The 26,332-nt window shown below is 35.8% G+C and carries 25 protein-coding genes; 9 read left to right on the forward strand and 16 right to left on the reverse strand.

What is annotated here, in order from left to right; translation table 11 throughout:
• Window positions 1–117: 117 nt before the first annotated feature.
• Together MHH59_RS25255 and MHH59_RS25260 are read left to right on the forward strand one after the other, a co-directional pair.
• Entirely contained in the window at window positions 118–1,809 is a 1,692-nt protein-coding gene (locus tag MHH59_RS25255; RefSeq protein WP_088044966.1) for a methyl-accepting chemotaxis protein, read from the forward strand.
• Between the two features lie 120 nt (window positions 1,810–1,929).
• On the forward strand, window positions 1,930–2,247 hold the full coding sequence (locus MHH59_RS25260; protein ID WP_000082522.1) for a metal-sulfur cluster assembly factor: 318 nt from the start codon (window positions 1,930–1,932) through the stop codon (window positions 2,245–2,247).
• A gap of 44 nt (window positions 2,248–2,291) precedes the next feature.
• Here the strand turns inward: MHH59_RS25260 and MHH59_RS25265 are convergent, their stop codons facing one another.
• The 7 genes from MHH59_RS25265 to MHH59_RS25295 form a co-directional block, all read right to left on the reverse strand.
• Window positions 2,292–3,941 (reverse strand): M4 family metallopeptidase, encoded by a 1,650-nt coding sequence (locus tag MHH59_RS25265; RefSeq protein WP_002143675.1) that lies wholly within the window; start codon window positions 3,939–3,941, stop codon window positions 2,292–2,294.
• A gap of 209 nt (window positions 3,942–4,150) precedes the next feature.
• Window positions 4,151–4,849, reverse strand: a complete 699-nt coding sequence (locus MHH59_RS25270; protein WP_033730855.1) for a pirin family protein — start codon at window positions 4,847–4,849, stop codon at window positions 4,151–4,153.
• Window positions 4,850–4,899: 50 nt separating this feature from the next.
• Window positions 4,900–5,310, reverse strand: coding sequence for a MarR family winged helix-turn-helix transcriptional regulator (locus MHH59_RS25275; RefSeq protein ID WP_002129828.1), 411 nt, complete (start codon window positions 5,308–5,310; stop codon window positions 4,900–4,902).
• A 113-nt stretch (window positions 5,311–5,423) separates the two neighbouring features.
• Complete coding sequence (locus MHH59_RS25280; RefSeq protein ID WP_002129830.1) at window positions 5,424–5,858, reverse strand: DUF3920 family protein; 435 nt, start codon at window positions 5,856–5,858, stop codon at window positions 5,424–5,426.
• 136 nt (window positions 5,859–5,994) lie between these two features.
• Entirely contained in the window at window positions 5,995–6,588 is a 594-nt protein-coding gene (locus MHH59_RS25285) for a DedA family protein (protein ID WP_000900199.1), read from the reverse strand.
• Between the two features lie 81 nt (window positions 6,589–6,669).
• Complete coding sequence (locus tag MHH59_RS25290; protein ID WP_002129832.1) at window positions 6,670–7,869, reverse strand: cation:proton antiporter; 1,200 nt, start codon at window positions 7,867–7,869, stop codon at window positions 6,670–6,672.
• Window positions 7,870–8,367, reverse strand: a complete 498-nt coding sequence (locus MHH59_RS25295; protein WP_001026068.1) for a cation:proton antiporter regulatory subunit — start codon at window positions 8,365–8,367, stop codon at window positions 7,870–7,872.
• A 409-nt stretch (window positions 8,368–8,776) separates the two neighbouring features.
• Between MHH59_RS25295 and MHH59_RS25300 the strand changes: the two genes are divergently transcribed.
• The 3 genes from MHH59_RS25300 to MHH59_RS25310 all read left to right on the forward strand — a co-directional run bounded on the left by MHH59_RS25300 (window position 8,777) and on the right by MHH59_RS25310 (window position 11,744).
• Window positions 8,777–10,210: an alanine/glycine:cation symporter family protein gene (locus tag MHH59_RS25300; protein ID WP_002129834.1), complete on the forward strand. Its 1,434-nt coding sequence runs from the start codon at window positions 8,777–8,779 to the stop codon at window positions 10,208–10,210.
• A 239-nt stretch (window positions 10,211–10,449) separates the two neighbouring features.
• On the forward strand, window positions 10,450–10,890 hold the full coding sequence (locus MHH59_RS25305; RefSeq protein ID WP_002034654.1) for a Dps family protein: 441 nt from the start codon (window positions 10,450–10,452) through the stop codon (window positions 10,888–10,890).
• Window positions 10,891–11,546: 656 nt separating this feature from the next.
• Window positions 11,547–11,744, forward strand: a complete 198-nt coding sequence (locus MHH59_RS25310; RefSeq protein ID WP_000656312.1) for a hypothetical protein — start codon at window positions 11,547–11,549, stop codon at window positions 11,742–11,744.
• A 105-nt stretch (window positions 11,745–11,849) separates the two neighbouring features.
• Here MHH59_RS25310 and MHH59_RS25315 read toward each other — a convergent pair whose 3' ends face one another.
• Complete coding sequence (locus MHH59_RS25315) at window positions 11,850–12,353, reverse strand: DinB family protein (RefSeq protein WP_000533787.1); 504 nt, start codon at window positions 12,351–12,353, stop codon at window positions 11,850–11,852.
• 367 nt (window positions 12,354–12,720) lie between these two features.
• Entirely contained in the window at window positions 12,721–13,299 is a 579-nt protein-coding gene (locus tag MHH59_RS25320) for an LOG family protein (protein ID WP_033707925.1), read from the reverse strand.
• A gap of 73 nt (window positions 13,300–13,372) precedes the next feature.
• Here MHH59_RS25320 and MHH59_RS25325 point away from each other — a divergent pair, with 73 nt between their 5' ends.
• From MHH59_RS25325 to MHH59_RS25335, 3 genes are all read left to right on the forward strand, one after another.
• Complete coding sequence (locus tag MHH59_RS25325; protein WP_002089472.1) at window positions 13,373–13,696, forward strand: MazG nucleotide pyrophosphohydrolase domain-containing protein; 324 nt, start codon at window positions 13,373–13,375, stop codon at window positions 13,694–13,696.
• Window positions 13,697–13,749: 53 nt separating this feature from the next.
• Window positions 13,750–14,256, forward strand: a complete 507-nt coding sequence (locus tag MHH59_RS25330; RefSeq protein ID WP_002015996.1) for a ferritin — start codon at window positions 13,750–13,752, stop codon at window positions 14,254–14,256.
• A 148-nt stretch (window positions 14,257–14,404) separates the two neighbouring features.
• A complete protein-coding gene (locus MHH59_RS25335; RefSeq protein WP_147739977.1) occupies window positions 14,405–15,577 on the forward strand; it encodes a DUF418 domain-containing protein in 1,173 nt (390 codons plus the stop codon).
• Between the two features lie 43 nt (window positions 15,578–15,620).
• Here MHH59_RS25335 and MHH59_RS25340 read toward each other — a convergent pair whose 3' ends face one another.
• The 4 genes from MHH59_RS25340 to MHH59_RS25355 all read right to left on the reverse strand — a co-directional run bounded on the left by MHH59_RS25340 (window position 15,621) and on the right by MHH59_RS25355 (window position 21,992).
• Window positions 15,621–16,802: a NupC/NupG family nucleoside CNT transporter gene (locus MHH59_RS25340; protein ID WP_016121019.1), complete on the reverse strand. Its 1,182-nt coding sequence runs from the start codon at window positions 16,800–16,802 to the stop codon at window positions 15,621–15,623.
• Window positions 16,803–17,304: 502 nt separating this feature from the next.
• Window positions 17,305–18,486 carry a NupC/NupG family nucleoside CNT transporter gene (locus MHH59_RS25345; RefSeq protein WP_002184694.1) on the reverse strand — a complete coding sequence of 394 codons (1,182 nt, stop codon included), beginning with the start codon at window positions 18,484–18,486 and terminating at the stop codon, window positions 17,305–17,307.
• A gap of 299 nt (window positions 18,487–18,785) precedes the next feature.
• On the reverse strand, window positions 18,786–20,228 hold the full coding sequence (locus MHH59_RS25350) for an alanine/glycine:cation symporter family protein (RefSeq protein ID WP_016093527.1): 1,443 nt from the start codon (window positions 20,226–20,228) through the stop codon (window positions 18,786–18,788).
• A gap of 333 nt (window positions 20,229–20,561) precedes the next feature.
• Entirely contained in the window at window positions 20,562–21,992 is a 1,431-nt protein-coding gene (locus tag MHH59_RS25355; protein ID WP_002167417.1) for an alanine/glycine:cation symporter family protein, read from the reverse strand.
• Between the two features lie 300 nt (window positions 21,993–22,292).
• On the opposite strand from MHH59_RS25355, the gene MHH59_RS25360 reads away from it, so the two are divergent.
• Window positions 22,293–22,931, forward strand: a complete 639-nt coding sequence (locus MHH59_RS25360) for an NAD(P)-dependent oxidoreductase (RefSeq protein ID WP_002129841.1) — start codon at window positions 22,293–22,295, stop codon at window positions 22,929–22,931.
• 42 nt (window positions 22,932–22,973) lie between these two features.
• Here the strand turns inward: MHH59_RS25360 and MHH59_RS25365 are convergent, their stop codons facing one another.
• The 3 genes from MHH59_RS25365 to MHH59_RS25375 form a co-directional block, all read right to left on the reverse strand.
• On the reverse strand, window positions 22,974–23,912 hold the full coding sequence (locus MHH59_RS25365) for a thioester domain-containing protein (RefSeq protein WP_002184692.1): 939 nt from the start codon (window positions 23,910–23,912) through the stop codon (window positions 22,974–22,976).
• 123 nt (window positions 23,913–24,035) lie between these two features.
• Window positions 24,036–24,875: an aldo/keto reductase gene (locus MHH59_RS25370; RefSeq protein WP_445290621.1), complete on the reverse strand. Its 840-nt coding sequence runs from the start codon at window positions 24,873–24,875 to the stop codon at window positions 24,036–24,038.
• Window positions 24,876–24,891: 16 nt separating this feature from the next.
• Entirely contained in the window at window positions 24,892–26,055 is a 1,164-nt protein-coding gene (locus MHH59_RS25375) for an MFS transporter (protein ID WP_161939635.1), read from the reverse strand.
• Between the last annotated feature and the right edge of the window lie 277 nt (window positions 26,056–26,332).

Here is a 26,332-nt window from a genome sequence, read left to right on the forward strand (position 1 = left end):
ATAATTCCTAAAGGAAAGAAGAAAGCTTTATTCCAGATGGAGTAAAGCTTTCTTTCAATTTTTTACATTAATTAATTAATTCTAATACTAAGATTTTACAAGGAGGATTTTTATCATATGAATTTTATTAGCATTCGAAAAAAACTAATGTTCATGATGGGAATGATTTGCGCTTTATTCGGCATCGCCTTAGCTTTTATTTTATTCTTTACCATGGATCAGTCTCATAAAGCTGAAACATTACAAAAAGAAATTTCTCCTCTTGCAACAGAATTGAAAGAGCGCGGAGACGCTTATCAAGTACAACTTTCTGCTTTAAGAGGTTATTTACTACAACATGATCAAGTCGAATTAGACAAGTTTAATGAGATGAGTAAACGTCTTGAAGATACAAAAGGGCAACTTCTTTCTAACCCTAACACTTCTCAGTCCGTGAAAAGCACAATGGAATTAGGATCCACTTGGAGAAAGTTCATTGAAGAGAAAGTATTCACTCTTGCAAAAGAACAAAAATGGGAAGAAGCTTTACAAGTAGCTTCTACAGAGAATGGCACTGTTTATAAAGTAATCGGTGATTTCACAAATTACACTAATGAACAAGCTAAATTACGTGAACAATCTATTGAAAAAATCGATCAATCTTCACTACGAATTGAATATGTTGTCTTCTTATCACTTGTTATTTGTATTGTAACTGCAATTATTCTTGCATGGTGGTTCTCTGGTAAGCTTGTAAAACCAATTCAACAAATTGATACTAAACTAAAAGAATTAGCCTCTCAAGAAGGCGACTTAACAGCCCGTCTACAAGTAAATAGCAATGATGAAATCGGTGCTATTGCTACATCATTTAATAAAATGTTAGAAAACTTGCAGCATATCATTAATCGTGTTCAAAAAACATCTGTAGAAGTACAAACAGCTTCTGAAAATATGCTAGAAAAGACTAATACATCACGCGAGGCAACAAAAAGAGTTCAAAGCTCGATGTCCAACTTAAATTCAAGTATTCAATCGCAAACTTCTAGTATGGAAGAAAGCTCGACTGCGATGGATGATATGGCAATAAGTGTTCAGCGTATCGCTGAATCTGCTTCATCTGTAGCCGAACTTGCTGTAGCTACATATGAACACGCTAACGACGGAAGTACTGTTATCCAAAAATCTGTTTCACAAATGACAACGATACATGAAGCTGTAAATGCTACATCAGAAGTAGTCGAACGTCTAATCACCCATACGAAATATATTGATACGGCTGTACAATCTATTTCTAATATCGCTGAGCAAACGAATCTACTTGCTTTAAATGCTTCTATTGAAGCGGCTCGTGCTGGTGAACAAGGAAAAGGATTTGCTGTCGTAGCTGATGAAGTTCGTAAACTTGCGGAACAATCAAAAACAGCGGCAAAAGATATTAATCAATTGCTTCATCAAATTCAAAATGATACGGAAACTGCTAGCTCTATGATGTCTCAAGGCCGCTCTGAAGCATTTGAAGGCATTACTGTCGTTCGTGAGGCTGGTACTTCTTTCACAACAATTGTTGAACAAGTAAATAAAGTATCAACTCAAATGCAAGACATATCAGCAACTGCTGAAGAAATGGCTGCAAGCGCTGAAGAAATGAACGCTTCACTTAATAACATCGCTTCTATTTCAAACGAAGTATCTAGTGAAACAGCCGCAACGGCACAATCTGCTGAACAGAAAGTCATCGTGATGAATGAAATGACTCTCACTGCAAAACAAATGAAACAAACAGTTGAAGAATTAGATCAGCTTGTATCTCATTTTAAAACTGAATAGCTTTTCAAAAAAATATTCCTCTCTCAGGGAGGAATATTTTTTTGAGCTCATTTCCTGCACTTATCCCGCATATCCGTTATAATGAGAACCGATATCATTAATATTTAGGGGGTGCTACACATGTCACAACAAGCATTTGAAGAAAAGTTATATGCAAACTTAGAAGCTGTTATTGACCCTGAGCTAGGTGTTGATATTATCAATCTCGGATTAGTTTATGACGTTACAGCGGATGAAAATAATAATGCTGTCATTACAATGACGATGACTTCTATCGGTTGTCCAATGGCTGGCCAAATCGTATCAGACGTTAAAAAAGTATTATCAACGAACGTACCTGAAGTAAATGAAATAGAAGTAAACGTTGTATGGAATCCGCCATGGACAAAAGAACGTATGTCGCGTATGGCGAAAATCGCATTAGGTATTCGTGACTAAATAAGGAAAAGACCTGACAATCCAGTCAGGTCTTTTTTCTCTTATTATTTTACTCCTACAGCGTCATAAGCTTTCGTTACAGCTTGTACCTCTTTAGAGTTTTTACCGAATAAATCTTCTGCTGATTGAAGTGCAGCTTGACGCATCATTTTGAAATCAGAGTTTGCAGTTAAATATTTTGTAAGAGCACGATAGTAAATTTTTTCTGTCGCTTCGCGGCCCACTCCAGTTACTTTCACATTGTAATGCGTGCCGCCCTCAGACACTAAATACGCCGCCTTATTATTAATACTACTGTTAATATGAACGCCGCCATTATCAGCTGTTCCAGTATAACGTTTATTATAGTGATCTGGGTAACCTTCACCTGGTTTTAATGGGTTTGGAATAGATGCTGGATCCTTTAGAGAACGAAGTGCATCTCCAGGTTTACCAGGTGTATAAATATCAGCACCTAAATCCCAGCTCTTCTTCTCAACCATGACGCCCATAATATCAGATAACGATTCATTTAACGCTCCTGATTCATTTTTATATACAAGGTTTGCTGTATGTTCAGTTACAGCATGCGTTAATTCGTGGCCAATAACATCTAGCCCTGCTGATAATGGAATAAATGTCTTACCATCTCCATCACCATACATCATTTGCACACCGTTCCACGCTGCGTTATTCCAAGATTCACCTACGTGAACAGCAGAAATAAGTTTTGCACCTTTATCATCGAAGGAGTTACGGTTAAATGTCTTTTTATAATAATCATATACTTTTCCTGCATTCACATGCGCATCAACTGCCGCTTTATCTTCGAAGAACTTAGATTTACTTGCAATTTCTTCTCCTGTATATCCAAGAATTTGTGAGAATAAATTAAACCAGTCTTCGTTCATATTCTCTGCATCAAATGTATGGACACCTTGTCCTCGTGTACCATCAAATAAGTTGAACGCTCCTGTTTTCGTATCTTGAGCAATTTCAAATGATTGTCTAGCACCTAATACTCCGTAACCAAATCCAGTAATGTTATCTACAGCATTATATTTCTCAATAACATTTCCATTTGTTGCATCAACAAAGTAATGCCAATATCCTGGAGCTGGTTTCGAAACCGACGCTTTTACAAGATATGCAAGATAGTATTGACCATCTTTTTCATACACATATAAATCTTTTTTCACACCATCATAATTCTTTACTTTACCAATTTCTTTCTCAATATTAGCTTTTGCAATCGTTTCTGCTTGTTCCGCACTAATACTTGCAGATGTAGGAATATTTTTATCATCTAAACTCGGAATAACTTGTCCGAAAAATGCTTTTACATTGTTCTCTTTATCAAGCGTAACTGTTTGATCTGAACCATACACAGGAATGTTATTATGCTTCTCAACTAACTTCACATGTGTTGTACCAGACTCAGCATCTTTTTCTTCACCAACGATATTGAAATGTTTGTCAATATTTCCTGCTAGTTTAAACATATCTTTTTTACTCTCTAAATATTGAAAGACCGTCTCTTTTTTATCTAGTCCTTCCGGCGCTTTCCATTCTTCACCTATGTAAGCTGGTGTTTTAAACTCTTGGTGATACTGGATTTTTTGCTCTTCTGCTTTCGTCGTAGTTGCTCCAAATGCCCCAAACCCACTTGCGATAACAGTTAATGCTAATGCTGATGAAATTACTTGCTTTTTCAATCTAACACTCCCCATTTCCCTAAAAGTTTTTAACACCTTTATAAATATTCTGAATAATCTCTCTAATACCTGCTCTCAAAAATTGAGAAAGTTTTTTCTGATAATTAAACTCACCAAAAAGAGGACATCGAAAAACGATGTCCTCTTTCCTATAACTTTTCATTCCGCTATTTATATGCTGGAAAGCCACCACTGATTAAAGCCTCACTTTATTGCATTTTCATTTCAATTGCTAAATAGTGAGACTTCTCTTTCGCTTGAATGCGAATATATTCTTCTACAGCCTCCGCTGCATCACGCATTACAAGTGTTTCACCGTTTACAACGCTGCTACCTTCAATTTGTACAATGTACAATTGACGTCCTTCTTTAACAGGGAAATGAATTTCTTTACCAGCTTCTAATGATAAAGAATATAAATTTGCATCTTGGTGAATATGAATTGGTGCATCTCCATCAGAAGGAGATACCATATGGAACCACTCATTTTCACGTTTACTCCAATCAAATTTAAACTCACCATAGTTCGGTTTATGACCGTCGCGGTCTGGTAAAATCCAAATTTGCAATAAACGTAATGTTTCACTTCCTAAGTTATGCTCACTGTGAAATACACCAGTACCTGCACTCATATATTGAACATGCCCACGCTCAATTGTCCCGCGGTTCCCCATACTATCTTCATGTGTTAATTCACCATCTATAACGTAAGAGATAATCTCCATATCACGGTGCGGATGCATATCAAAACCAGTTTGTGGCGCTATTAAATCATCATTCATAACACGTACTGCTCCAAAATTCATGTTGTTTGGATTATAATAATTTGCAAAGGAAAAATGAAAATGTGTATTTAACCAACCGTGATTTGCTCTTCCCATATTTTTATGATCAACTTTTCTAAACATATCCTTCACCTCATATTATCTCGAAATCGAGATAATTATTTTTAATTTTATCACTGCAACTTCTTCAGTAATTCTAATAATTGTTTTTGTTCTTCTCTATTTAACTTATCAAATTGCTCTGCTTGAAATGTTTCTTGCGGCGGGACTATTTCTTCATATAGAACCTTTCCCTTTTCTGTTAATGAAATATATTTCGTAGTACCTTCTTGTTCACGCTGAATCCAATCTAGTTGCTCCATCTTATTTAAAAGTTGAGTAACATTTCCTTTCGTAACAAACAACTTATTTCCAAGTTCTTGCTGCGTTAAACGATCGTTTCCTCCAATTTGAACTAATACATCAAACTGAGCGGCAGATACATTCCACTTTTTCAAATGCTGATTCGTCTCACGAATACTTCTATTATAAAAGCGTGATAAACGAAACCATAATAGTACTCCAAGTCTTTCCCCTGCTTTCATTCCATCACCTCGCTCATTTGATACTATTAGTTTAGAACTAAACTTATTAAAGGTCAACTACTTATTTTTAATTAGCAATAAATAAAAGCACAGTGATTTTTCTCCACTATGCTTCAGATTAAATTTCTATTTTTATATTCATCTAGCTTCCTCTCCGCGAAACGCCTCGCATCTTTCTCAATCCATCTTTCTTCGTATAGTTCATTTCCAACATATAGTACATCGTCCTTATGCTGCATCGCATGCCTGAATTCATGCAATAGCGTTTTGAGCACTTGCTCATATTCTTCCCACATACAAACGAAAATTAATTGTTTTTCTTTATGATAAAAACCACCTACTGGGAATAAAAACTCCTCTTCTTCTTCTCCTAATGATAAAAGTACATGATTCGCATCACACGTATCACAAAAAATAACTGGCGTTGCACTTACTTCAATAAGAGAAAACAAATCATTTCTTAACTTTTTGACATCCCAAGGAAGCTCCGAATCCAACACATACCAATTCTCAACTTGTTGATATACATTTTGAAACTGGAGTTCCATTTCTCAATAATCCCCTTCCTAAACTCCCTTTTCCTATATATATGCCACAATATGGTAAATATTAAACATACACTTTCATCCTTTAAAAAATGACAATAAAAAAGAATCTATGTCAGCATAGATTCTTTTTCCGTAATCACTTTTTTTTCATCATTTTTTTTAATATAAAATAACCAATTGCACAAACAATAGCAGCAAGTGCAAAGTATTTCACATATGGCCCAGCTACTTTATTAATACTTTCCCACTCTGTTCCTAATTTAAAACCTAAATATACAAATACAATTGACCATGGAATAACAGCTAGTGTAGTTAGCGTAATAAACTTAGCATGTGACATTTTCGCAATACCCGCTGGTATCGAAATAGCATGACGCACAACAGGAATAAAACGCGCTGTAAAAATAACACCAGTTCCATAACGATTAAACCACGCTTCAGCATAATCAATATGTTTCTTCTGAATCAAAATATATTTTCCATATCGCTCAAGAACAGGTCTTCCTCCGTATCGACCGATCCAATAAATGAATAGTTGTGCGATTACACCACCAATTGTACCGAACGCGACAGCCCCCCAAAATGTAATGCTTCCTGTTGATACTAAATAACCTGCATAAGATAATACGATTTCACTTGGGATAACCTCTATCATTAATCCCAGCATAATTCCCCAATAACCAAGTCCTTCTAGAAAAACTAAAACTGAATGAATCAACTCTCCTAACATCATTTACCTCTCTTTACTGTTTTCATTGCAAAAAATAAAAGTACAAGCAGTAAATATCTTGTACTTTTATTTTTTCAAAATTTATCTAGTCTTCGTATCCCACTTAAAGATTTTATTTAAAAATTTATATACATTCTTTGACTCTTTCGTCAGAAGTGGACCTAAGATCGATAGTATAAGCACGTATAGTGCTGAGAATGGTTTCAATACCGACATTAACCCACCCGCGATACCGATATTAGCCATAATGATTGAGAATTCTCCCCTTGAAACGATTGTTAATCCAATATTTGTTGATGCTTTATGAGATAATCCAGCTTGTCTTCCTGCAATCATCCCTGCTACAAAGTTTCCGATTATCGTCAGAAGTACAGCACCTAACGTTAACCATATTGCTCCGCCCAATGAAAACGGATCGATACTTAATCCGAAACTGAAGAAGAAGATAGCTCCGAAGAAGTCTCTAAATGGAACAACAAGATGTTCAATTCGATCACTATGCTCTGTCTCAGAGAAAACTAACCCTAAAAGAAGTGCCCCGATTGCTTCTGCAACGTGAATTGTTTCTGAAAAACCTGCAATAAAGAACAACGAAGCAAATACTACAATAATAAAAATTTCATCTGAACTAATATTGAGCAATCTATTTAATAACGGCGTTGCTTTTCTAGCCACAATAAAGAATAGAAGCATATATCCTAAAGCAATTCCAATTGAAGTAAGGGCACCTAAGAAGGAAGCGTGATCCCCAAGAACTAAGCCAGAAACTACTGATAAATATACAGCAAGGAATATATCTTCAAACATAATAATTCCTAAAATTAATTCGGTTTCATTATTACCAGTCCTTCTTAAATCAACTAATACCTTTGCAACGATAGCACTAGAAGAAATCGTAATAATACCCGCAATAATTAAGATTTCGAGTAACGGGAATCCCATTATAAATCCGTATAATAATCCTAGTGAAAAGTTAATCAAAATATAGATTGTTCCGCCAATCGCGATAGAACGTCCAGATTTAATTAGTTTTTTCATCGAAAACTCTAATCCCAGATAGAAAAGAAGGAACAGAACACCAATCCTTCCAAGGAAGGATATCACACTTGCACTTTCAATAAATTTGAGATCGATAACACCTATTGTCGGCGCGTGCGGCCCTACTAACATGCCAAGAACAATTAGAAAAGGAATTACTGAGAATTTAAACTTTCCAGCGATTACCGCCGCAATTGCTACTAAAACTAAAGCTGTACCAACTTCAAAAATTAAAGTATCCATCTAGTCAGTCCCCCTATTCGAAAGTAATTCATTAATAATCTTTTTAATTTCTTCTCTCTCACCAGAAACTACAAGCATATCTCCTTCTTCAATCACCGTGTCTGGACCTGGATTAAATAGCTTTTTCATATTCTTTTTCATAACTGCAATTATCGTTACGCTATATGTTTTTCTTATTTCAAGGTCGCCAATTGTTTTTCCGATTGCCGGAGCTGCATTCTCCACTTTAAACCACTCAATTGCTAAACCTTCAAAGACCATCTCAACATTTTCTAATGCTCTAGGTTTGTATACCATTCCACCTAATATTGCTGCAATTTGTCTCGCCTCTGAGTCACGTAATGAAATACTTGAGATGCTTTCTTCATGATCTGAATCAAAATGATACATTTCTCTACGCCCATCATCATGAATGACGATTACCATCTTTTCGTTACCTTTCGTAACGATTTGAAATTTATAACCAATACCCGGAAGTTCACTTTCTCTAATATTCATATTTAGCTCCTCCATAACTTCTTTATTTTAATTTTCTGTTTTTCTGTCTTTTGTTCATCCAATCAATTTTAGAAATTCTAACCATTCAGGATACCTATGACTTGGAAATCTTTTATTGTAATAATAAGTGGCTCCTAAAAAGATACTTAAAGATGTAATGATAAAAAATAAATTACTTCTTATTTTCAAACTCTTAAGACTTACTTTCAATAAAGATTCTTCTTTCAAATTATCCCCTCTTTTTCGCTTTAAATTTAGTTTTTTAAAATGTAAATAATTCTAAAAATATTACGATGTAACATAATCATAACACAAAGTACGTTTAAGTAACATGATTTTTTAGAAAAATTGATTCTGGTATATTTTTTGCATATAATTTTCTTATTATGAAAAAAAGGAAGTGTATTATATGGTTGATATCTTTAGCAGATTCCTTGAGGTAACGAATAATATTTTATGGTCATATATTCTTATTGCAATGTTAATCGGCTTCGGTCTTTATTTCTCTTTCAAATTAAAATTTGTCCAAATTACTCATTTCCGTGAGATGGTCAGTTTAATTAGTAAAGGATTTAATCGAAAAGAAAAAAAGAAAGATAGTATCTCTCCATTCCAAGCATTTTGCTTAAGTGCAGCGGCACGTATCGGTATCGGAAACTTAGCTGGTGTAGCATTAGCCATTTCAATGGGTGGACCTGGCGCAATATTTTGGATGTGGTTTATCGCTATCCTTGGAGCAGCTACTAGTTTCGTAGAATGTACGCTCGCGCAAATTTATAAAGTAAAAGATGGAAGCAGATTCCGTGGTGGACCAGCGTATTACATGGAAAAAGGGTTAAACAAACGCTGGATGGGTGTTTGGTTTTCACTTCTTATTACAGTTGCGTACGGATTAATTTTCAATTCTGTACAAGCAAACACGGTAACAATAGCATTTGAAAATGCTTTTGGACTAGAGCGAACGATCGTAGGAGCTCTATTAGCTTTATTAGTTGCAGTTATTATTTTTGGTGGTATCAAGAGCATTTCACGTATTACAGAAATGATTGTTCCTCCAATGGCAATCATTTATATCGGCGTAGCTGTTTTTGTCGTAATTAACAACTTCACTATGTTACCAAGCATTTTTACAGAAATATTTAACAGCGCATTTGGTTTAGACCAAGCTATCGCTGGTGGTATTGGAGCAGCAATCAAATTCGGAATTCAGCGCGGTTTATTCGCGACAGAAGCAGGTATGGGTAGCTCTCCTAATGCAGCAGCAACATCAGATGTATCTCACCCTGTAAAACAAGGACTTGTTCAAGCATTAGGTGTTTTCGTAGATACATTCTTAGTATGTACATCAACAGCGTTTATCGTATTATGTTCTGGACTTTACAAAGGATCGAATTTAGAAGGTATTGAATTAACACAACAAGCATTAAGTTCACAAATTGGACCGTGGGCAAGCACTTTCTTAGCGATTATTATTTTCCTATTCGCTTTCAGTTCTTTACTAGGAAACTACTATTATGGTGAAACAAATATCGCATTCATTAAAGAAAGCAAAACATGGTTACTGATTTATCGTGTTGCAGTTGTCGGAATGGTGTTCTTCGGATCTATCGCTGCCCTTCAAACGGTTTGGAGTTTAGCTGATTTCTTTATGGGACTAATGGTATTTACAAACTTAATTGCCATCTCATTCCTTAGCAAGTTCGCCTATGCGGCATTAGTAGACTATATAAAACAAAAGAAACAAGGAAAAGATCCTGTTTTCATTGCAAGTTCTATCCCTGGCTTAAAAAATACAGAGTGTTGGGATGGGCAAGATTTAGAAGAGAAGAAACAAGTTGGATAACAACTAAAAGCGGAAGAGACTCGTAGGAAAAAGCGAAGCCACCGAATATTCTAGCCGCTGGAGCTATATAATAAAAAATCCCTATTACTTCATAGTAATAGGGATTTTTTATTTACAACAGTTCATAATTTGTTCAAATTAATTCCAGCAAAAGGGTTGATTTATACAAATTACCAGATTATAATAATTATAAATTAGTAATTCATATAAAATAATAACTCAAGAGGAGATTGATCATAATGAATACACAAGTAATCGAAGCATTAAACAAACAAGTAGCAAACTGGAGCGTTTTATTTACAAAACTACACAACTTCCATTGGTACGTAAAAGGACCTCAATTCTTCACACTACATGAAAAATTTGAAGAGCTTTACACAGAATCAGCTACTCACATCGATGAAATCGCAGAACGTATTTTAGCAATTGGCGGCAAACCAGTAGCAACAATGAAAGAATACTTAGAACTATCTTCTATTCAAGAAGCAGCTTACGGAGAAACTGCAGAAGGGATGGTCGAAGCAATCATGAAAGACTACGAAATGATGCTAACTGAACTAAAAAAAGGCATGGTAATCGCTCAAGAATCTGACGACGAAATGACATCTGACCTATTGCTAGGCATCTACACAGAACTAGAAAAACACGCTTGGATGCTACGTGCATTCTTGAATCAATAATATATTTAAAAGCTCCGGTGGCTCGTTCAGCTCTGACTGGCTAAGGTTCTTTCACATAGAAGGCGCTTTTTGCCTTCTTATGTGGAAGGTTCTTAGACACGAAGAGCTAGCCACCGGAGCTGGATACCACTTAAAGCGGAAGCGGCTCGCTCAGAATCGCAGGACATTGGAGCTCTCGACCTTGAAGCGCTTTTTGCTTCGAGCGAGAGAGCGAAATGACCGGAGATTCTAGCCGCTGGAGCTAGATACCACTTAAAGCGGAAGCGGCTCGTTCAGAATCGCAGGACATTGGAGCTCTCGACCTTGAAGCGCTTTTTGCTTCGAGCGAGAGAGCGAAATGACCGGAGATTCTAGCCGCTGGGGCTAGATAACACTTAAAGCAGAAGCGGCTCGTTCAGAGTCGCTTTTTTCTATTGATTGGTCGCACTTGATAATACATAAAATTATATCGATCGCAACTCACGATATATCAACGTTTCGACAAAGAATATCGCTTTACCAACAAATCACGACAATACTAGCACTCCCCTCCACTACTTTTATCAATATATTACAATCTCTTTTATGTTAAAATATAGGAAACACCCTTTAGTAATTAGATCCAAAAAGCTTGTCCAAGTTCATCATTTACTACTTAAATGACGGGAGTGGTTCAGTTGAAAGACTACTTAATTAGAGCATTTTTTGCGTTAATAACAGTTGGGATTCTCTTACTTATAGCTAATATTTTCAACATACGTGTCGAGGTTAAAGACTATGCTTTCCTCGTTGTTGTAGCTATTGGTGGCGGTTGGGGTGGCTGGTACCTGTATAAAAAACAAAGTAATCAAAATGATAAAGGCATTCCGAAATAATATGGAATGCCTTTTTTCTCTAATACATAATTAAGCTTAAACCACTAATAAAAGCAGTCCTCAAAAACATCATACAATCCATATTCTATGGTAAATAAAAAGAATTCATTTTGAATATAGAAATAGTCCAAAATCTTGCATAACAGAGGTATGCCCCATTTGCCGCAACATTGTGGCTATATTCCCACGGTGATATGCTCCGTGGGTGACGACGTGTAGTATTGTTTCAGAAACCGTCGTATCCAGGAGCCCAGCATACGGATTATCAACCTCAAACACTTTTTCATAATCTTGTTGACTACTTAAAAGTTCTTTATATCGTTTAGATAATTCATAAAAACTAGTTTCCATTTCCTCAATATTTTTTGTTTCTAGCTGTTCTTTCAATTGGTCTGTGTGTACCATTGCATCACTCATACTTTTACCAGAAATAATCTCAAGCCAGGCTAAATCTGTGAGGTATATGTGAGACATTACTTTTGCCACCGAAGAAAAACCACTCTTAACTTCCTTATGGAAAATGTCTTGCGGTAGTTCTTTTAAGCGATTTAAAATAACTTCATTTGCCCATAAGTGGTAGTTATACATTTTTAATACCGAACGCCCCATGCTCATTTCTCCTCCAATTTTCATTTTACTGATTAGATTATGATACATAGCTGCTTAAAAATTCCCAAAGGATTAGATTTATAAAATTTATTCTGATTCCGATTAGAAAAACCTCTATTAACTTCATAAAAAACATTCGCCATCTTCCACAATCTGACCCTTTAACGGAACAATTCTATATCACTCAATAATTTCTTACTCACCTTTTATTCAGATGTTCTTTTTTAAATCAGCAAAACATACCTCCATCTACTTCCCCTCTTGGAACGATTTCACATCTCACTATCAATATATTTAACCAAATTAAAAACACATGTCTTTTTGCGATAAAAAGACATGTGTTTCCAAAATCCACTATAAAAATGTACTATGATAACTGCTTCCACTTAGTTCCCAAAACAGGACGCTCGTAATTTTGTATTTCATGAATTAATTTAGCTGCCGTCTCAGCTGAAACAATCAACTCTTTATTCGACGGGTTCATAAAGCCTTCTTCAGCTGCGCGATCAACCATTTGCAGAATTGGTCCGTAGAAGTCTTTAATGTTTAATAAACCAACTGGCTTATCATGTATACCAATTTGTGACCAACATACAACTTCAAATAATTCCTCAAACGTTCCGTATCCACCTGGTAATGCAATGAAAGCATCCGCAAGCTCTGCCATTTTTGCTTTACGTTCGTGCATCGTTTCTACTTCAATTAATTCTGTTAATCCTGTATGAACGATTTCACCACGGAATAAACCACGCGGCATAACACCTGTTACACGTCCACCTAAACGAAGAACTTCATTCGCTACTTCTCCCATTAATCCAACGCATGAACCGCCGTATACAAGCTCATAATCGTTCTCAACAAACATTTTCCCTAACTCTATTGCCTGCTCCTTAAATTCTGGTCTTCCCCCTAAATTTGAACCTGCAAACACACAAATCTTTCTCATTCCTACACCCCGAAACTATATATTGTTATGATACAATGAATATTGTACAACATATTGAAGGGATGAGGAAGAAATGGATATCGTCGCATTTCAAAGATGGGTGGAGGAATTTTACGAGAAACGAAGCTGGTCACAGTACAACTCCTTTATTCGCTTAAATTTCTTAACTGAGGAAGTTGGGGAAGTTTCACGCGTTGTTCGCGCAATTGAAATCGGTCGTGATCGCCCTGATGAACAAACAAAAACACAAGAAGAGCTAAAACAAGAACTAAAAGAAGAACTTGGTGATGTACTTTCTAATCTTATTGTTCTTTCACAAAAATATGATTTGGATTTACAAGACATTATGGAAACACACGTCACAAAGCTTTCAAAAAGATTCGAAACATCTAAATGAGAAGATTATCAATTGTGATATAATGTTCTTGTCAAAATAATAAGGGGGATTTTATGTTATCTAAAAAATTGCACGACGCACTAAATGAACAAATGAATTTTGAATTTTACTCTGCCCACGCTTATATGGCAATGGCTGCTTACTGTACAGCGGAAAGCTATGATGGATTCGCTAACTTTTTCCTTGTACAAGCTGAAGAAGAGCGTTTCCACGCAATGAAGCTTTACAACTACATTAATGACCGCGGCGAGCGCGCTATTATTACTGGATTTGATCATCCTAATAACGAATATGAGTCTGTATTGAATGCTTTTGAAGTAGCACTTGAGCACGAGCGTGAAGTAACGAAGCGCATTTATCACTTATCTGATATCGCTTGGGATGAGCGTGAACACGCAACAATTACCTTCTTAAAATGGTTCGTTGACGAGCAAGTAGAAGAAGAAGCTTCATTTGATAGCATCATCCAAAAATTAAAACGTATTACAAGCGATTCAAACGCACTATTTATGCTAGATGCTGAACTAGAAAAACGTACATTTACGCCTCCAGCTGAATAATATTTCAATCACCTTAATGAATGGATTAAGGTGATTTTTTTATTTTCTCTCTAGCTTAAAATCACCTTAAATTTCCTTGTATTTGACATAACAACAGTAAATAAATGGTATTATTTTCAATATAAAACAATATACGAGGAGAGAAAAAATGAACCAACGTGTAGAATTTGTTGACGCCATTCGTGGTTTCGCTTTATTTGGCATTTTACTTGTTAATATAACATTAATTCAATTCGGGTTATTCACTAATGAAAAACCCACTTATATTTTCGGAAAACTCGATGAAAGTGCTAATTGGTTTATTCAATTTTTCGGCACACAGAATTTTATTTCCCTATTCTCTTTTTTATTTGGGCTTAGCATTATTTTGTTACAAAAAAGTATTATCGCAAAAGGAAAAAAGTTTTTCCCTACATATATAAGGCGTATTAGCATTCTTTTACTACTAGGCTACATTCACGGCACTTTTGTTTGGGAGGGAGATATTTTATTTGCCTACGGGATTGTCGGGATTTTCTTAATGATGTTCATCAATCGAAAACCAAAAACGTTACTCATTTGGGCATCCATTTTATTAGCACTCATTATGTTCGCATCTTATCAATCTGAACCAACATCAAACACATTCAATGATGTCGCACCTTATATTGAAAAAGAGCATAAAGTTCATGAAACTGGAAGCTATATGGATCATATCAACTTTAGATTAACTGAAAATCCTTTTGATTACATGGGAATTAACGGTATCTTCGGATTAGTTATCCTGTCAATTTTCGCATTAATTTTTATGTCTCCACTCTTCTTACTCGGCATGTACGTAGGAAAAAAGGGATGGCTATTTGAGATTGATAAACATATACCTGCTGTCAAAAAAATCTGGCTTATTACTGGTATTTTTTCTTTTACAATCAAAATTTTAACCATGTTCGTAAAGCATCCGATTTTAATTATGTTACAAGATGGCTTTACACCCGTAACCATGACCTTCCTTTACGGGTGTACAATTATTTTATTGTTCCATTACAAAAAAGCATCGCGCTTACTAACATACATGGCGAACATGGGAAAAATGTCAGTTAGTAATTACTTAGCACAATCTATTATTGCAACAACCATTTTTTACGCATATGGGTTTGGCTTATACGGTAAAATCGGCTATTTCTTCGGTATTCTTTTAACCATTGGAATTTATACGATTCAATTATTCGTTAGTACCTATTGGCTACAGAAATACCGAATGGGGCCTGTAGAATATGTGTGGAGACTGGGAACTTATTTAGAGAGACCACGATTTAAAAAAGGCTTGGATAAAGCAAGTTAAACAAAAAAGCAATGAGCCTACGCTCATTGCTTTTCTTAATTTATTAAAGCATAACCCCAACGATAATCGCTGATAATATACTTACTAACGTTGCACCATATACAAGTTTTAGTCCGAATGATGATACAACATTTGCTTGTTTGCCATCGATACTCTTCGTTGCACCTGCGATAATCCCGATAGATGAGAAGTTCGCAAATGATACAAGGAAGATTGATAAAATACCTACTGTACGGGCTGATAACTCACCAGCTACTTTTCCTAGATCAAGCATCGCAACAAATTCGTTCGTTACTAATTTCGTTGCCATAATTTGTCCTGCTGTTAGCATCTCTGATGTTGGAATACCCATTACAAATGCTAATGGTGAGAAGATATATCCTAAAATGCTTTGGAATGTGATTCCGAAAATAGAATCGAACACACCGTTAATTGCTGTAATTAATGCCACGAAACCAATTAACATTGCCGCTACTGTTACAGCGATAGAGAAACCTAGCATAATATATTCGCCTAACATTTCAAAGAATGTTTGTTTCTTATCTTCTTGTAATTCTAAAATATCGTCTTCTTCGTTTACGTCATATGGATTAATGATATGAACGATAATGAATCCACTAAATAAGTTTAGTACAAGTGCTGTTACTACATATTTCGGATCAATCATTTTCATATAAGAACCAACGATTGACATTGATACTGTTGACATTGATGATGCACAAAGTGTGTATAAACGATTTTTCGGTAATTTGCTTAGTTGATCTTTTACTGTAATAAATACTTCACCTTGACCAACAATTGCAGCTGCTACCGCATTATATGATTCTAGTTTTCCTAAACCGTTAATTTTACTTAATACGAAACCGACTGCACGAATGATAATCGGTAAAACTTTAATATGTTGTAAGATCCCGATTAATACTGCTAAGAAAATAATTGGTAATAATACTGTTAAGAAGAATGGTGCTTGTCCGTCATTTGCTAGACCACCAAATACGAAATTAACCCCTGCTTCCGCAAATTTTAAAATAGCGCCAAATCCATCTGCAATCCCTTTTACTAATACAAATCCGACCTTTGTATTTAGTAAGAAATACGCAAGTACCAATTGAATTACAAGCATAACTGCAATTGGCTTATATTTAATTTTCTTACGATCTGAACTTATAAGGAAACCTAGTACAAATACTACAAGTAAACCTACTAGAAACATTACTAGTTTCATATGTGAATCCTCCACTTCTCCCACGAGTTATTGGTCGTATAACGTATAACGAATGACGTCTGACCATTGATGTTAAAAAAATTTAAAACCCCTAAATATTATTCAACTGTTATCTAAAATCAGTAAGCGTTTACATAAATTGCAATTTATAAAAGGTAGCCTCTTCTCTCCTACCATACTTGAAAGTCTGAAATTGATACCACCTACAAATCAAATTGTAAGCGTTAACTAATTGAAATGCAATATAAATTTTAAAATATTTTTATATGTTAATATATTCCTAAATAATTGGTTTTTTCATGTAAATTTACCATAAAAAAATAGCCCTAGCTATGAGCTAGGACCATCTTTTTTACCCCGCTTTAACGGGCAGTAAGACCCCCACCTCAAAATTCAGCGAAAACAAAGAAGTTAGGTGGGTGATTAACTGCCCGTAAAAGCCCGATTGGTGAAGGCTAATAATCAGCGGGGGATAAAGCCCCCCACTGATTAAAGTTTCACTTTATAACATAACACCAACGATAATCGCCGATAAAAGACTTACTAATGTCGCACCGTATACAAGTCGTAATCCGAATGATGAAACAACGTTTGATTGGTTTTCATCGATTCCTTTCGTTGCACCTGCGATAATTCCGATAGATGAGAAGTTCGCAAATGATACAAGGAATACAGAAAGAATACCGACTGTACGAGCTGATAACTCACCAGCTACTTTCCCCAGATCAAGCATCGCAACAAATTCGTTCGATACTAATTTTGTTGCCATAATTTGTCCCGCTGTTACCATCTCTGATTGCGGGATACCCATTACGAATGCTAATGGTGAGAAGATATATCCTAAAATAGCTTGGAATGTAATACCGAACACTGAATCAAACAAGCTATTGATTGCTGTAATTAATGCTACGAAACCAAGTAACATCGCTGCTACTGTAATCGCAATCGTGAAACCGAGCATAATATATTCGCTTAACATTTCAAAGAATGACTGCTTTTTCTTATTTTCTAACTGCAATGTATCTTCTTCTTCCGTAATATCATACGGGTTAATAAGATGAATAATAATGAAACCACTAAATAAATTTAATACAAGTGCTGTTACTACATATTTTGGCTCAATCATTTTCATATAAGAACCAACGATTGACATCGATACTGTCGACATGGAAGATGCACATAATGTATATAAACGATGTTTTGGGATTTTACTTAATTGATCTTTTACTGTAATAAATACTTCTGCCTGCCCAACAATTGCGGCCGCTACTGCATTATATGATTCTAATTTTCCTAAACCATTTACTTTACTTAGCAGAGTACCAATAGCACGAATAAATATCGGTAAAATTTTAAAGTGTTGCAGAATTCCGATTAACACTGCAAAGAATACGATTGGTAATAAAGCTGTTAAGAAGAATGAAACCTCTCCTTTATTAACAAGACCACCAAACACGAAAACGATTCCAGATTCCGCATATCCAAGAAGTGCTCCAAATCCATCTGAAATTCCTTTTACTAAAATATAACCAATTGGCGTATTTAATAAGAAATACGTTAACGCTAGCTGAATAACAAGCATAATTGCGATTGGTTTATACTTGATTTTCTTACGATCAGAACTTATAAGAAAGCCGAGTACGAATACAACTAGTAGTCCTACAAGAAACATAACAAACTTCATTAATAAAATCCTCCATTTAACTCTTCATTAACGTTGAACGTCTGACTACTCAAAACAAGGAATAATCCGAACTTTCCATTTCTCCTCCAAAATCTTCAATCGGATATGAAAAACCATAAAATCTCTTGTCTCAAAGCCATTTTCCATTCTAACACAAATTATAACTCACATCCGCACTTTTCTTAAAAAAATACATTTTATTATAAAACACTCATTAATGTTCGTATTTTCCCTCTTCCTTTAGTTTATCACCATAAAAAAAACGAGCATCAAATTTCTCTGATGCTCGTTCCTTTTTATTATACAGCTTTTTCTTTATCTGCTACTGCTGGCTTATCCCAGCACTCTGTATTGTTTAAACCTGGAATAGACTCCGCATAAAAGACTGGATCTTTTCCTTGTTTCTTTTGTTTTACGTAATCTGATAATGCCGCGAAAGCATACTTAGAAAGGAATACAATCGCCACTAAGTTAATAATAGCCATGATACCCATGAATAAATCTGCTAAGTCCCAAACAATTTGAATTGTTGCTACAGAACCTAACATAACCATACCAAGTACCGCGATTCGATAAACATTTAGTAAAACTTTACTTCCATTTAAAAACTCAATATTTGTTTCACCATAGTAGTAGTTACCTACTAATGAACTAAATGCAAACAAGAAGATTGCAACTGCTACAAATATAGAAGCCCACGGTCCGATATGTTGACTTAATGCTTGTTGCGTTAATTGAATTCCGTTTAAATCAGCCGCTCCAGGCACATCTGATAATAAAATGATAAATGCTGTACAACTACAAATTAATAATGTATCTGTAAATACCCCTAAAGTTTGAATGAAACCTTGTTTAACTGGGTGCGTTACGTTTGCAGTCGCAGCTGCGTTTGGCGCACTACCCATACCTGCTTCATTTGAGAATAATCCACGTTTTACCCCTAGTAAAATCGCAGCTCCTAATCCCCCGCCCACTACTTCTTTAATTCCGAAAGCATGTAAGAAAATTTCTTTAAATACATATGGAATTGCCGTAATGTTTGTTACAACAACGAATAATGCCACTGCTACATATATAATTGCCATTACTGGAACAATCATTTCAACCGCACGTGCAATACGTTTTACTCCGCCGAAGATAATGATTGCAAGTAAACCAGCCATAAACAGACCTACAAACTTACCATCTGTGTTAAATGCTCCATCAAAAGCCGCGGCTACTGTGTTTGACTGCACGGCGTTGAAAATTAATCCGAAACTAACTGTTATTAGAACAGAGAAGACAACTCCTAGCCAGCGTTTCTTTAAACCCTTTTCCATATAATACGCTGGACCACCGCGGAATGCGTTCCCATCTTTCACTTTATAAATTTGCGCTAATGTGCTCTCTACAAATGCAGAAGCTCCTCCAATTACCGCGATTAACCACATCCAAAATACAGCTCCTGGTCCTCCTGCTGAAATCGCAATTGCCACACCAGCTAAGTTACCAGTTCCTACACGAGATGCTGTACTCATACAAAATGCTTGGAATGACGATACACCACTTTTTTCTTTTTGCGCTTTTCTTGTTTTTGAACTCGCTCCATCCCCAAGTAAGCGAATCATTTCACCGAAGTAACGAATTTGGACAAATTTCACACGAAACGAAAAGTAAAGTCCTAATCCAATTAACATCGCAATAATGATATATGACCAAAGGACATTATTTATATCCCCAATTACATTAGTTAAAAAATCCATAATTGCATTGCCCCCTCTTCCTAACAATAAGAAAATTATATTCTAAAAACTTTTAGTAATCAAGAAATTTATGTTAGGTTTCATTACATGGATACGTGAAGATTCCTAACATACATGTTTTTTTACGTGAAAATATAACTAGTACGTGCATTTATCCAATACTCAATCACTCATCCTATTCGACCAGTCATACTTTTAAGACAGTACGTTCCCTCCAAATAACGAGAGGAATGAACAAACAAAAATTATATTAATAATTACCTCTCACCCTTTTTATCATTTACTACAACAAAAAAGGCGAGCATCGAATTTATCTCGATGCTCGCCTTTTTATTATACCGCTTTTTCTTTATCTGTTACCGCCGGCTTATCCCAACACTCTGTGTTCGTTAAACCAGGAATAGAATCTGCACTGAATACCGGATCTTTTCCTTGTTTCTTTTGTTTCACATAGTCCGCCAACGCAGCATACGCAAATCGGCCAAGAAGTGTAATCGCAATTAAGTTTGTGATTACCATTAGACCCATAAATAAGTCTGCCATATTCCATACAACTTGAAGCGTCGCAACAGAGCCGAATAGTACCATTCCTACAACCGCAATACGATAAATCGTTAACCAAGTTTTACTTCGTTTAATAAATTCAATATTCGTTTCACCATAATAATAGTTTCCTAGTAATGAGCTGAAAGCAAATAAGAAAATGATAATCGCTAAGAAGCTACTTGCCCACGAACCGATTTGTGAACTTAGCGCGACTTGCGTTAATTCAATACCTTCTAAATTTGTTGCCTTATACGCACCAGAACATAGTACGATAAACGCTGTTGATGTACATACTAAGAATGTATCCACTAATACTCCAATTGTTTGAATAAATCCTTGTTTAGCTGGATGCGTTACATCAGCTGTTGCAGCCGCGTTTGGCGCACTACCCATACCTGCTTCATTCGCAAATAATCCGCGCTGAATACCAAACTTCATTGCAGCACCAATACCGCCACCTACAGCTGAATCTAAACCGAATGCACCTTTAAAGATTTCTGTAAACATATCCGGTATTAAATAATAATTTTTAATAACAACGAACACAGCTACTGCAATATAAATAATCGCCATCGGCGGAACAATCATTTCTGACATACGCGCAATACTTTTCACACCACCAAAAATAATAACCGCAACCAATACCGCAAGCACAATCCCTACAACATAACGCTCAATACCAAATGCATTTTTAAATGCTAATGTCACTGTATTTGCTTGTACTGAGTTGAAAATTAAACCGTAACTAATTGTAATAAGGATAGAGAACCAAATTCCCATCCAACGTTTATTTAAACCTTTTTCCATATAATAAGCAGGACCACCACGGAAGCCACTGCCATCTTTTATTTTATAAATTTGCGCAAGCGTACTTTCTACGAAACTTGAAGACGCCCCAATAATCGCAATAACCCACATCCAAAATACAGCTCCAGGTCCTCCCATAGAAATAGCTAGCGCTACACCAGCTAAGTTCCCGATACCAATACGAGCTGCTGAACTCATACAAAATGCTTGGAATGACGATACACTTCCCTTTTTACGTGTCTTTCCAGTTAATCCATCACTCATTAATCGAACCATTTCCCCTAAATGAGTAATTTGTACGAATTTCAATTTAATAGAAAAATAAAGACCTAAACCAATTAACATTGCAATAAGAATATATGACCAAAGAATTGTATTCGTTGATGAAACAAATTGCTCTAAAATATCCATACAATTAACCCCTCCTTTTCTCCATAAAACGAATTATATTTAAAAAACATTTAAAAATCAACATTTTTCGACAATTTGCATTTTCCAAATATTAGCCAGACACGAAGTAACAATATCTTTATGACTCTCCTCCCTCTAACTGTGCATACTAAAACAAAAAGTAAATCTACAAACTACCCCATTGACAAAAACACCAACCTGTAACTATAATGATTACATCAAGTTGTAACAAACCTTATTACAACAAATTCATTTACTTTCAGATATACACTTTAACAAAACACTTTGGAGGGATTTATTATGAAAATCGGAATCATCGGAGCAACTGGTAAAGCAGGAAGTCGTATTTTAAAAGAAGCATTAGATCGCGGACATGAAGTAACTGCAATCGTAAGAAGCGCTGCAAAAATTACAGAAGAAAATGTAAAGATTTTAGAGAAAGATGTATTCACTCTTACATCTAACGACCTACAAGCATTCGATGTAGTTGTAAATGCATTCGGTGCTCCAGCCGGACAAGAACACCTTCACGTAGATGCAGGAAACGTACTTATCGAAGCTATGAAAGGTGCACCTAATACAAAATTACTTGTTGTTGGCGGCGCTGGTAGCTTATTTGTAGACGAAGAGAAAACAACACGTGTATTTGATACACCAGGATTCCCAAATGAATATCTTGCAACAGCTCAAAACCAAGGTAAAAACTTAGAAATCCTAAATCAAACAAATGATATTACTTGGACATTCATTAGCCCTTCTGCACTATTCGCATTAGGAAAACGCACTGGCTCTTATACAGCTGGCAAAGACAACCTTCTTGTTAATGCGAAAGGTGATAGCTACGTAAGTTACGAAGACTTTGCGGTAGCAGCACTTGATGAAATCGAAAATCCAAAACATGTAAACGAACGCTTCACAGTTGTTTCTGAAGCTGAGTAATAGAAAAAGCTCGTAAACATAATGTTTACGAGCTTTTTTTCATCATCTGTTATATTGATTCGGTTTATGTGGTTCATTTGGTGTATAGGGTTTATTTGGTTTATTATCATGACCATTTGCTTTTTTCCAACTTACCGCCAACTCTGGACTTGTTTTCTCTTCACTACGCTCTAATAATACAACTGCATTTTGAATTGTCGGTGTTCCTTTATGTGCAATTCCTTGTAGTTTCGTTAAATTCCCTGATACTTTAAAGCTAAATCCACCCGATGGTGTTTGTTTCGGAATTAAAATGCGGAACTTTTCTCCTACATTAAATTCTGTTTTTCCCTCGCCTTTTTCATTTACGAACTTCGCGCCTTCTGGTGCACCTGTTGCTTGCACTTTATACGTTCCACTTTTTGCATTTGTTTGCACTGTGTATAAACCTGTTTCAAAAAACTCATTTTTTAATACTGCCTCTTGTTCTTCTGATGGTACTACACTCATCGTAATTTCTTGTAGTTCCTCACTAGCGCTTGCTTTTGCAACTATATCTTTCGTTACTTTTTCTACATTTTTATTACGGAAATCTAAATCGTTAATATCAATTTGTTTTAACGCATTCCACACCGCAAGCTGCGTTGCGTAATGTGCCTCTCTCCAATCGGAAACACCTAATTCTTGTGGGCTCTTCTGCGGATACCCGTTTAATAGTACACGGTATACGTTAATATCTACTTTACCCATTTCAGGTAAATCTTGGCCGCTCGGAGATTTCAAATCCACATTTAAGCAAAAAGCAATTTTGCCATCTGCTGTTTTAATAAGCTCTGTTCGAATTGGTTTTTTCTTTGACTTACTATAACTCCAATCCATTTGATACTTCGTGTGATCCATAACCTCTGCGGATGCCTTTTGAAGTGGGAATAATAAGTTCGCAAATACAAATAAAACACTCAAAAAAGCGGCCATTAGCTTGAACGATCGTTTTATATTCATGTCTACAACCCCTTATAAAATAACAAATTTACTACTATGTATTATTTAGTTAGAAAAGTTTTTTATGCATAGACAAAACAAAAAAGAGTGCAAACTTTTTTGCACCCTTTGAACTTACCTCTATTAGAAATCAAAGTTATCAGGATCTGGACCAACGCGGTGGTTCTGATTTAAAGCATCAATCTTTTCCATATCTTCTTTTGTTAATTCGAAGTCGAATATATTAGCATTCGCAATAATACGCTGTTCTTTCGTTGATTTCGGAATCGTTACAACTTCATTTTGAAGATCCCAACGTAAAATGATTTGCGCTGTTGTTTTACCGTACTTATCAGCAACTTCTTGTAAAGTTTCATTATCTAATAATTGCCCTTGCATAAGTGGTGACCATGCTTCCATTTGGATTCCTTGTTCTTTACAGAAAGCTTGTAGTTCTTTCTGCGTTAAACGCGGGTGATACTCTACTTGGTTAATCATCGGCTTAATTTCCGCACCTTCCAGTACGTCTTTCAGATGATGGATTTGGAAGTTACTTACGCCAATTGCACGCACGCGTTCTTCTTTATAAAGTGTTTCTAACGCTCTCCACGAATCTTTATATTCCCCTTCAACAGGCCAATGGACAAGATATAAATCTAAATAATCTAGTTCTAATTTTTTTAAGCTCTCTTCGTATGCAGCAAGTGTCGTTTCATATCCTTGATCTGCGTTCCACACTTTTGAAGTAATGAATAAATCTTCTCGAGAAATTCCTGCTTCTTTTATACCAGCGCGAATGCCTTCTCCAACTGCTTTTTCATTTCCATAAATCGCAGCTGTATCAATGCTACGGTATCCTTCTTTAATGGCTACTTTCACAGCCTCTACAAGTTCCGGTCCATCTTCTACTTTAAATACACCTAAACCGAACCAAGGCATTTCCACACCGTTATGCAATGTTGTTTCACTTTGTAAATTTTTCATTATATTTTTCTCTCCTTTATTTTGCTTGATCTCTTTTTTCTAAGTTCATACTCCAAGCTGTTAAAATAACAGCGCCTACTACCATAATGCCGCCTACCCAAGCTGTATGAATTAATCCTAACGAGTTCGTTACAATACCGCCCAAATAAGCCCCAAGAGCAATTCCTGCGTTAAATGCTGCAATATTCATTGCTGATGCGATATCAACGGCACTCGGCACGAAACGCTCAGCCAATATAACGACATACACTTGTAGTCCTGGAACATTCATAAACGCGAATAGCCCCATAAAAATAATTGTGATAAGCCCCGCCACTTGAAACGGCGCTGTAAATGTTAGTACGAATAATACAATTGCTTGAATAAAGAACATGTAAAATAGTGCACGAATTGGATTATGATTCGATAATTTTCCGCCGACCATATTCCCAATCGCAATTGCAATCCCGTACACTAACAAAATGATTGTAACGGTACTCGATTTAAATCCTGTTACTTCTTGTAATAGCGGAGATAAATACGTAAATGTTACGAATGTTCCTCCATATCCTAATGCAGTAATGACGAAAACAAGTAAGAGTCTTCCGTTCGTGATAAGTTTGAATTGATCACGAAATGATACTCGTGTACCCTTTTTTAAGTTAGACGGAATTAACATGCTGTTTGCGACTAAGGCAACAATTCCAATGACCACAATCACCATAAAAGATGCTCTCCAGCCAAATTGTTGACCAATAAACGTTCCAATTGGTACACCTGTAATCGTCGCAACAGTTAAACCAGTAAACATAAATGCAATTGCACTTGCACGTTTATTCTCTGGTACAAGCGCAGCCGCAATTGTGGATCCTATCGACATAAAAACGCCGTGTGCAAACGCAGATACAACCCTCGCCATAAGCAACACAGTAAAACTTGTTGCCACTGCCGCAATTCCATTACCAATAATGAAAATAATCATAATCCACATTAATAATGTCTTTCGCGACATACTAGCTGTTAATGACGTTAATACTGGGGCACCAAACGCTACCCCTAATGCATATAAAGAAACGGTTAAACCCGCTGTTGTAACAGAAACATGTAAATCCTCTGAAATAGATGGTAATAAACCGACACTAATAAATTCGGTTGTACCAATTCCAAATGCACTAATTGCTAGCGCTAATAAAGCAAACATACTTCTTCGATTCGTCTGTACCGCTGAAGAAGATACTGTATATGAATTCAATTGAACTCCTCCTTAATGCGAGAAATCCAATCATAATAGTGTGATAAAAAGGCCTTTTTATCTTCTACAAAAATAATGTTACTGCTGATATATGCTATTATGAATGGCTTCACTCTTTTTTTGAAGAACGCACTTTAAAGTACGATAGGTACCAAAAAGTAACATAGGCACTTTTTAGTACCGTACTACTCATTTCCCTCTTACGTATGCTATTATGGAACATATT

The organism is Bacillus sp. FSL E2-0195, from assembly GCF_038003645.1.
Lineage (GTDB): Bacteria > Bacillota > Bacilli > Bacillales > Bacillaceae_G > Bacillus_A > Bacillus_A mycoides.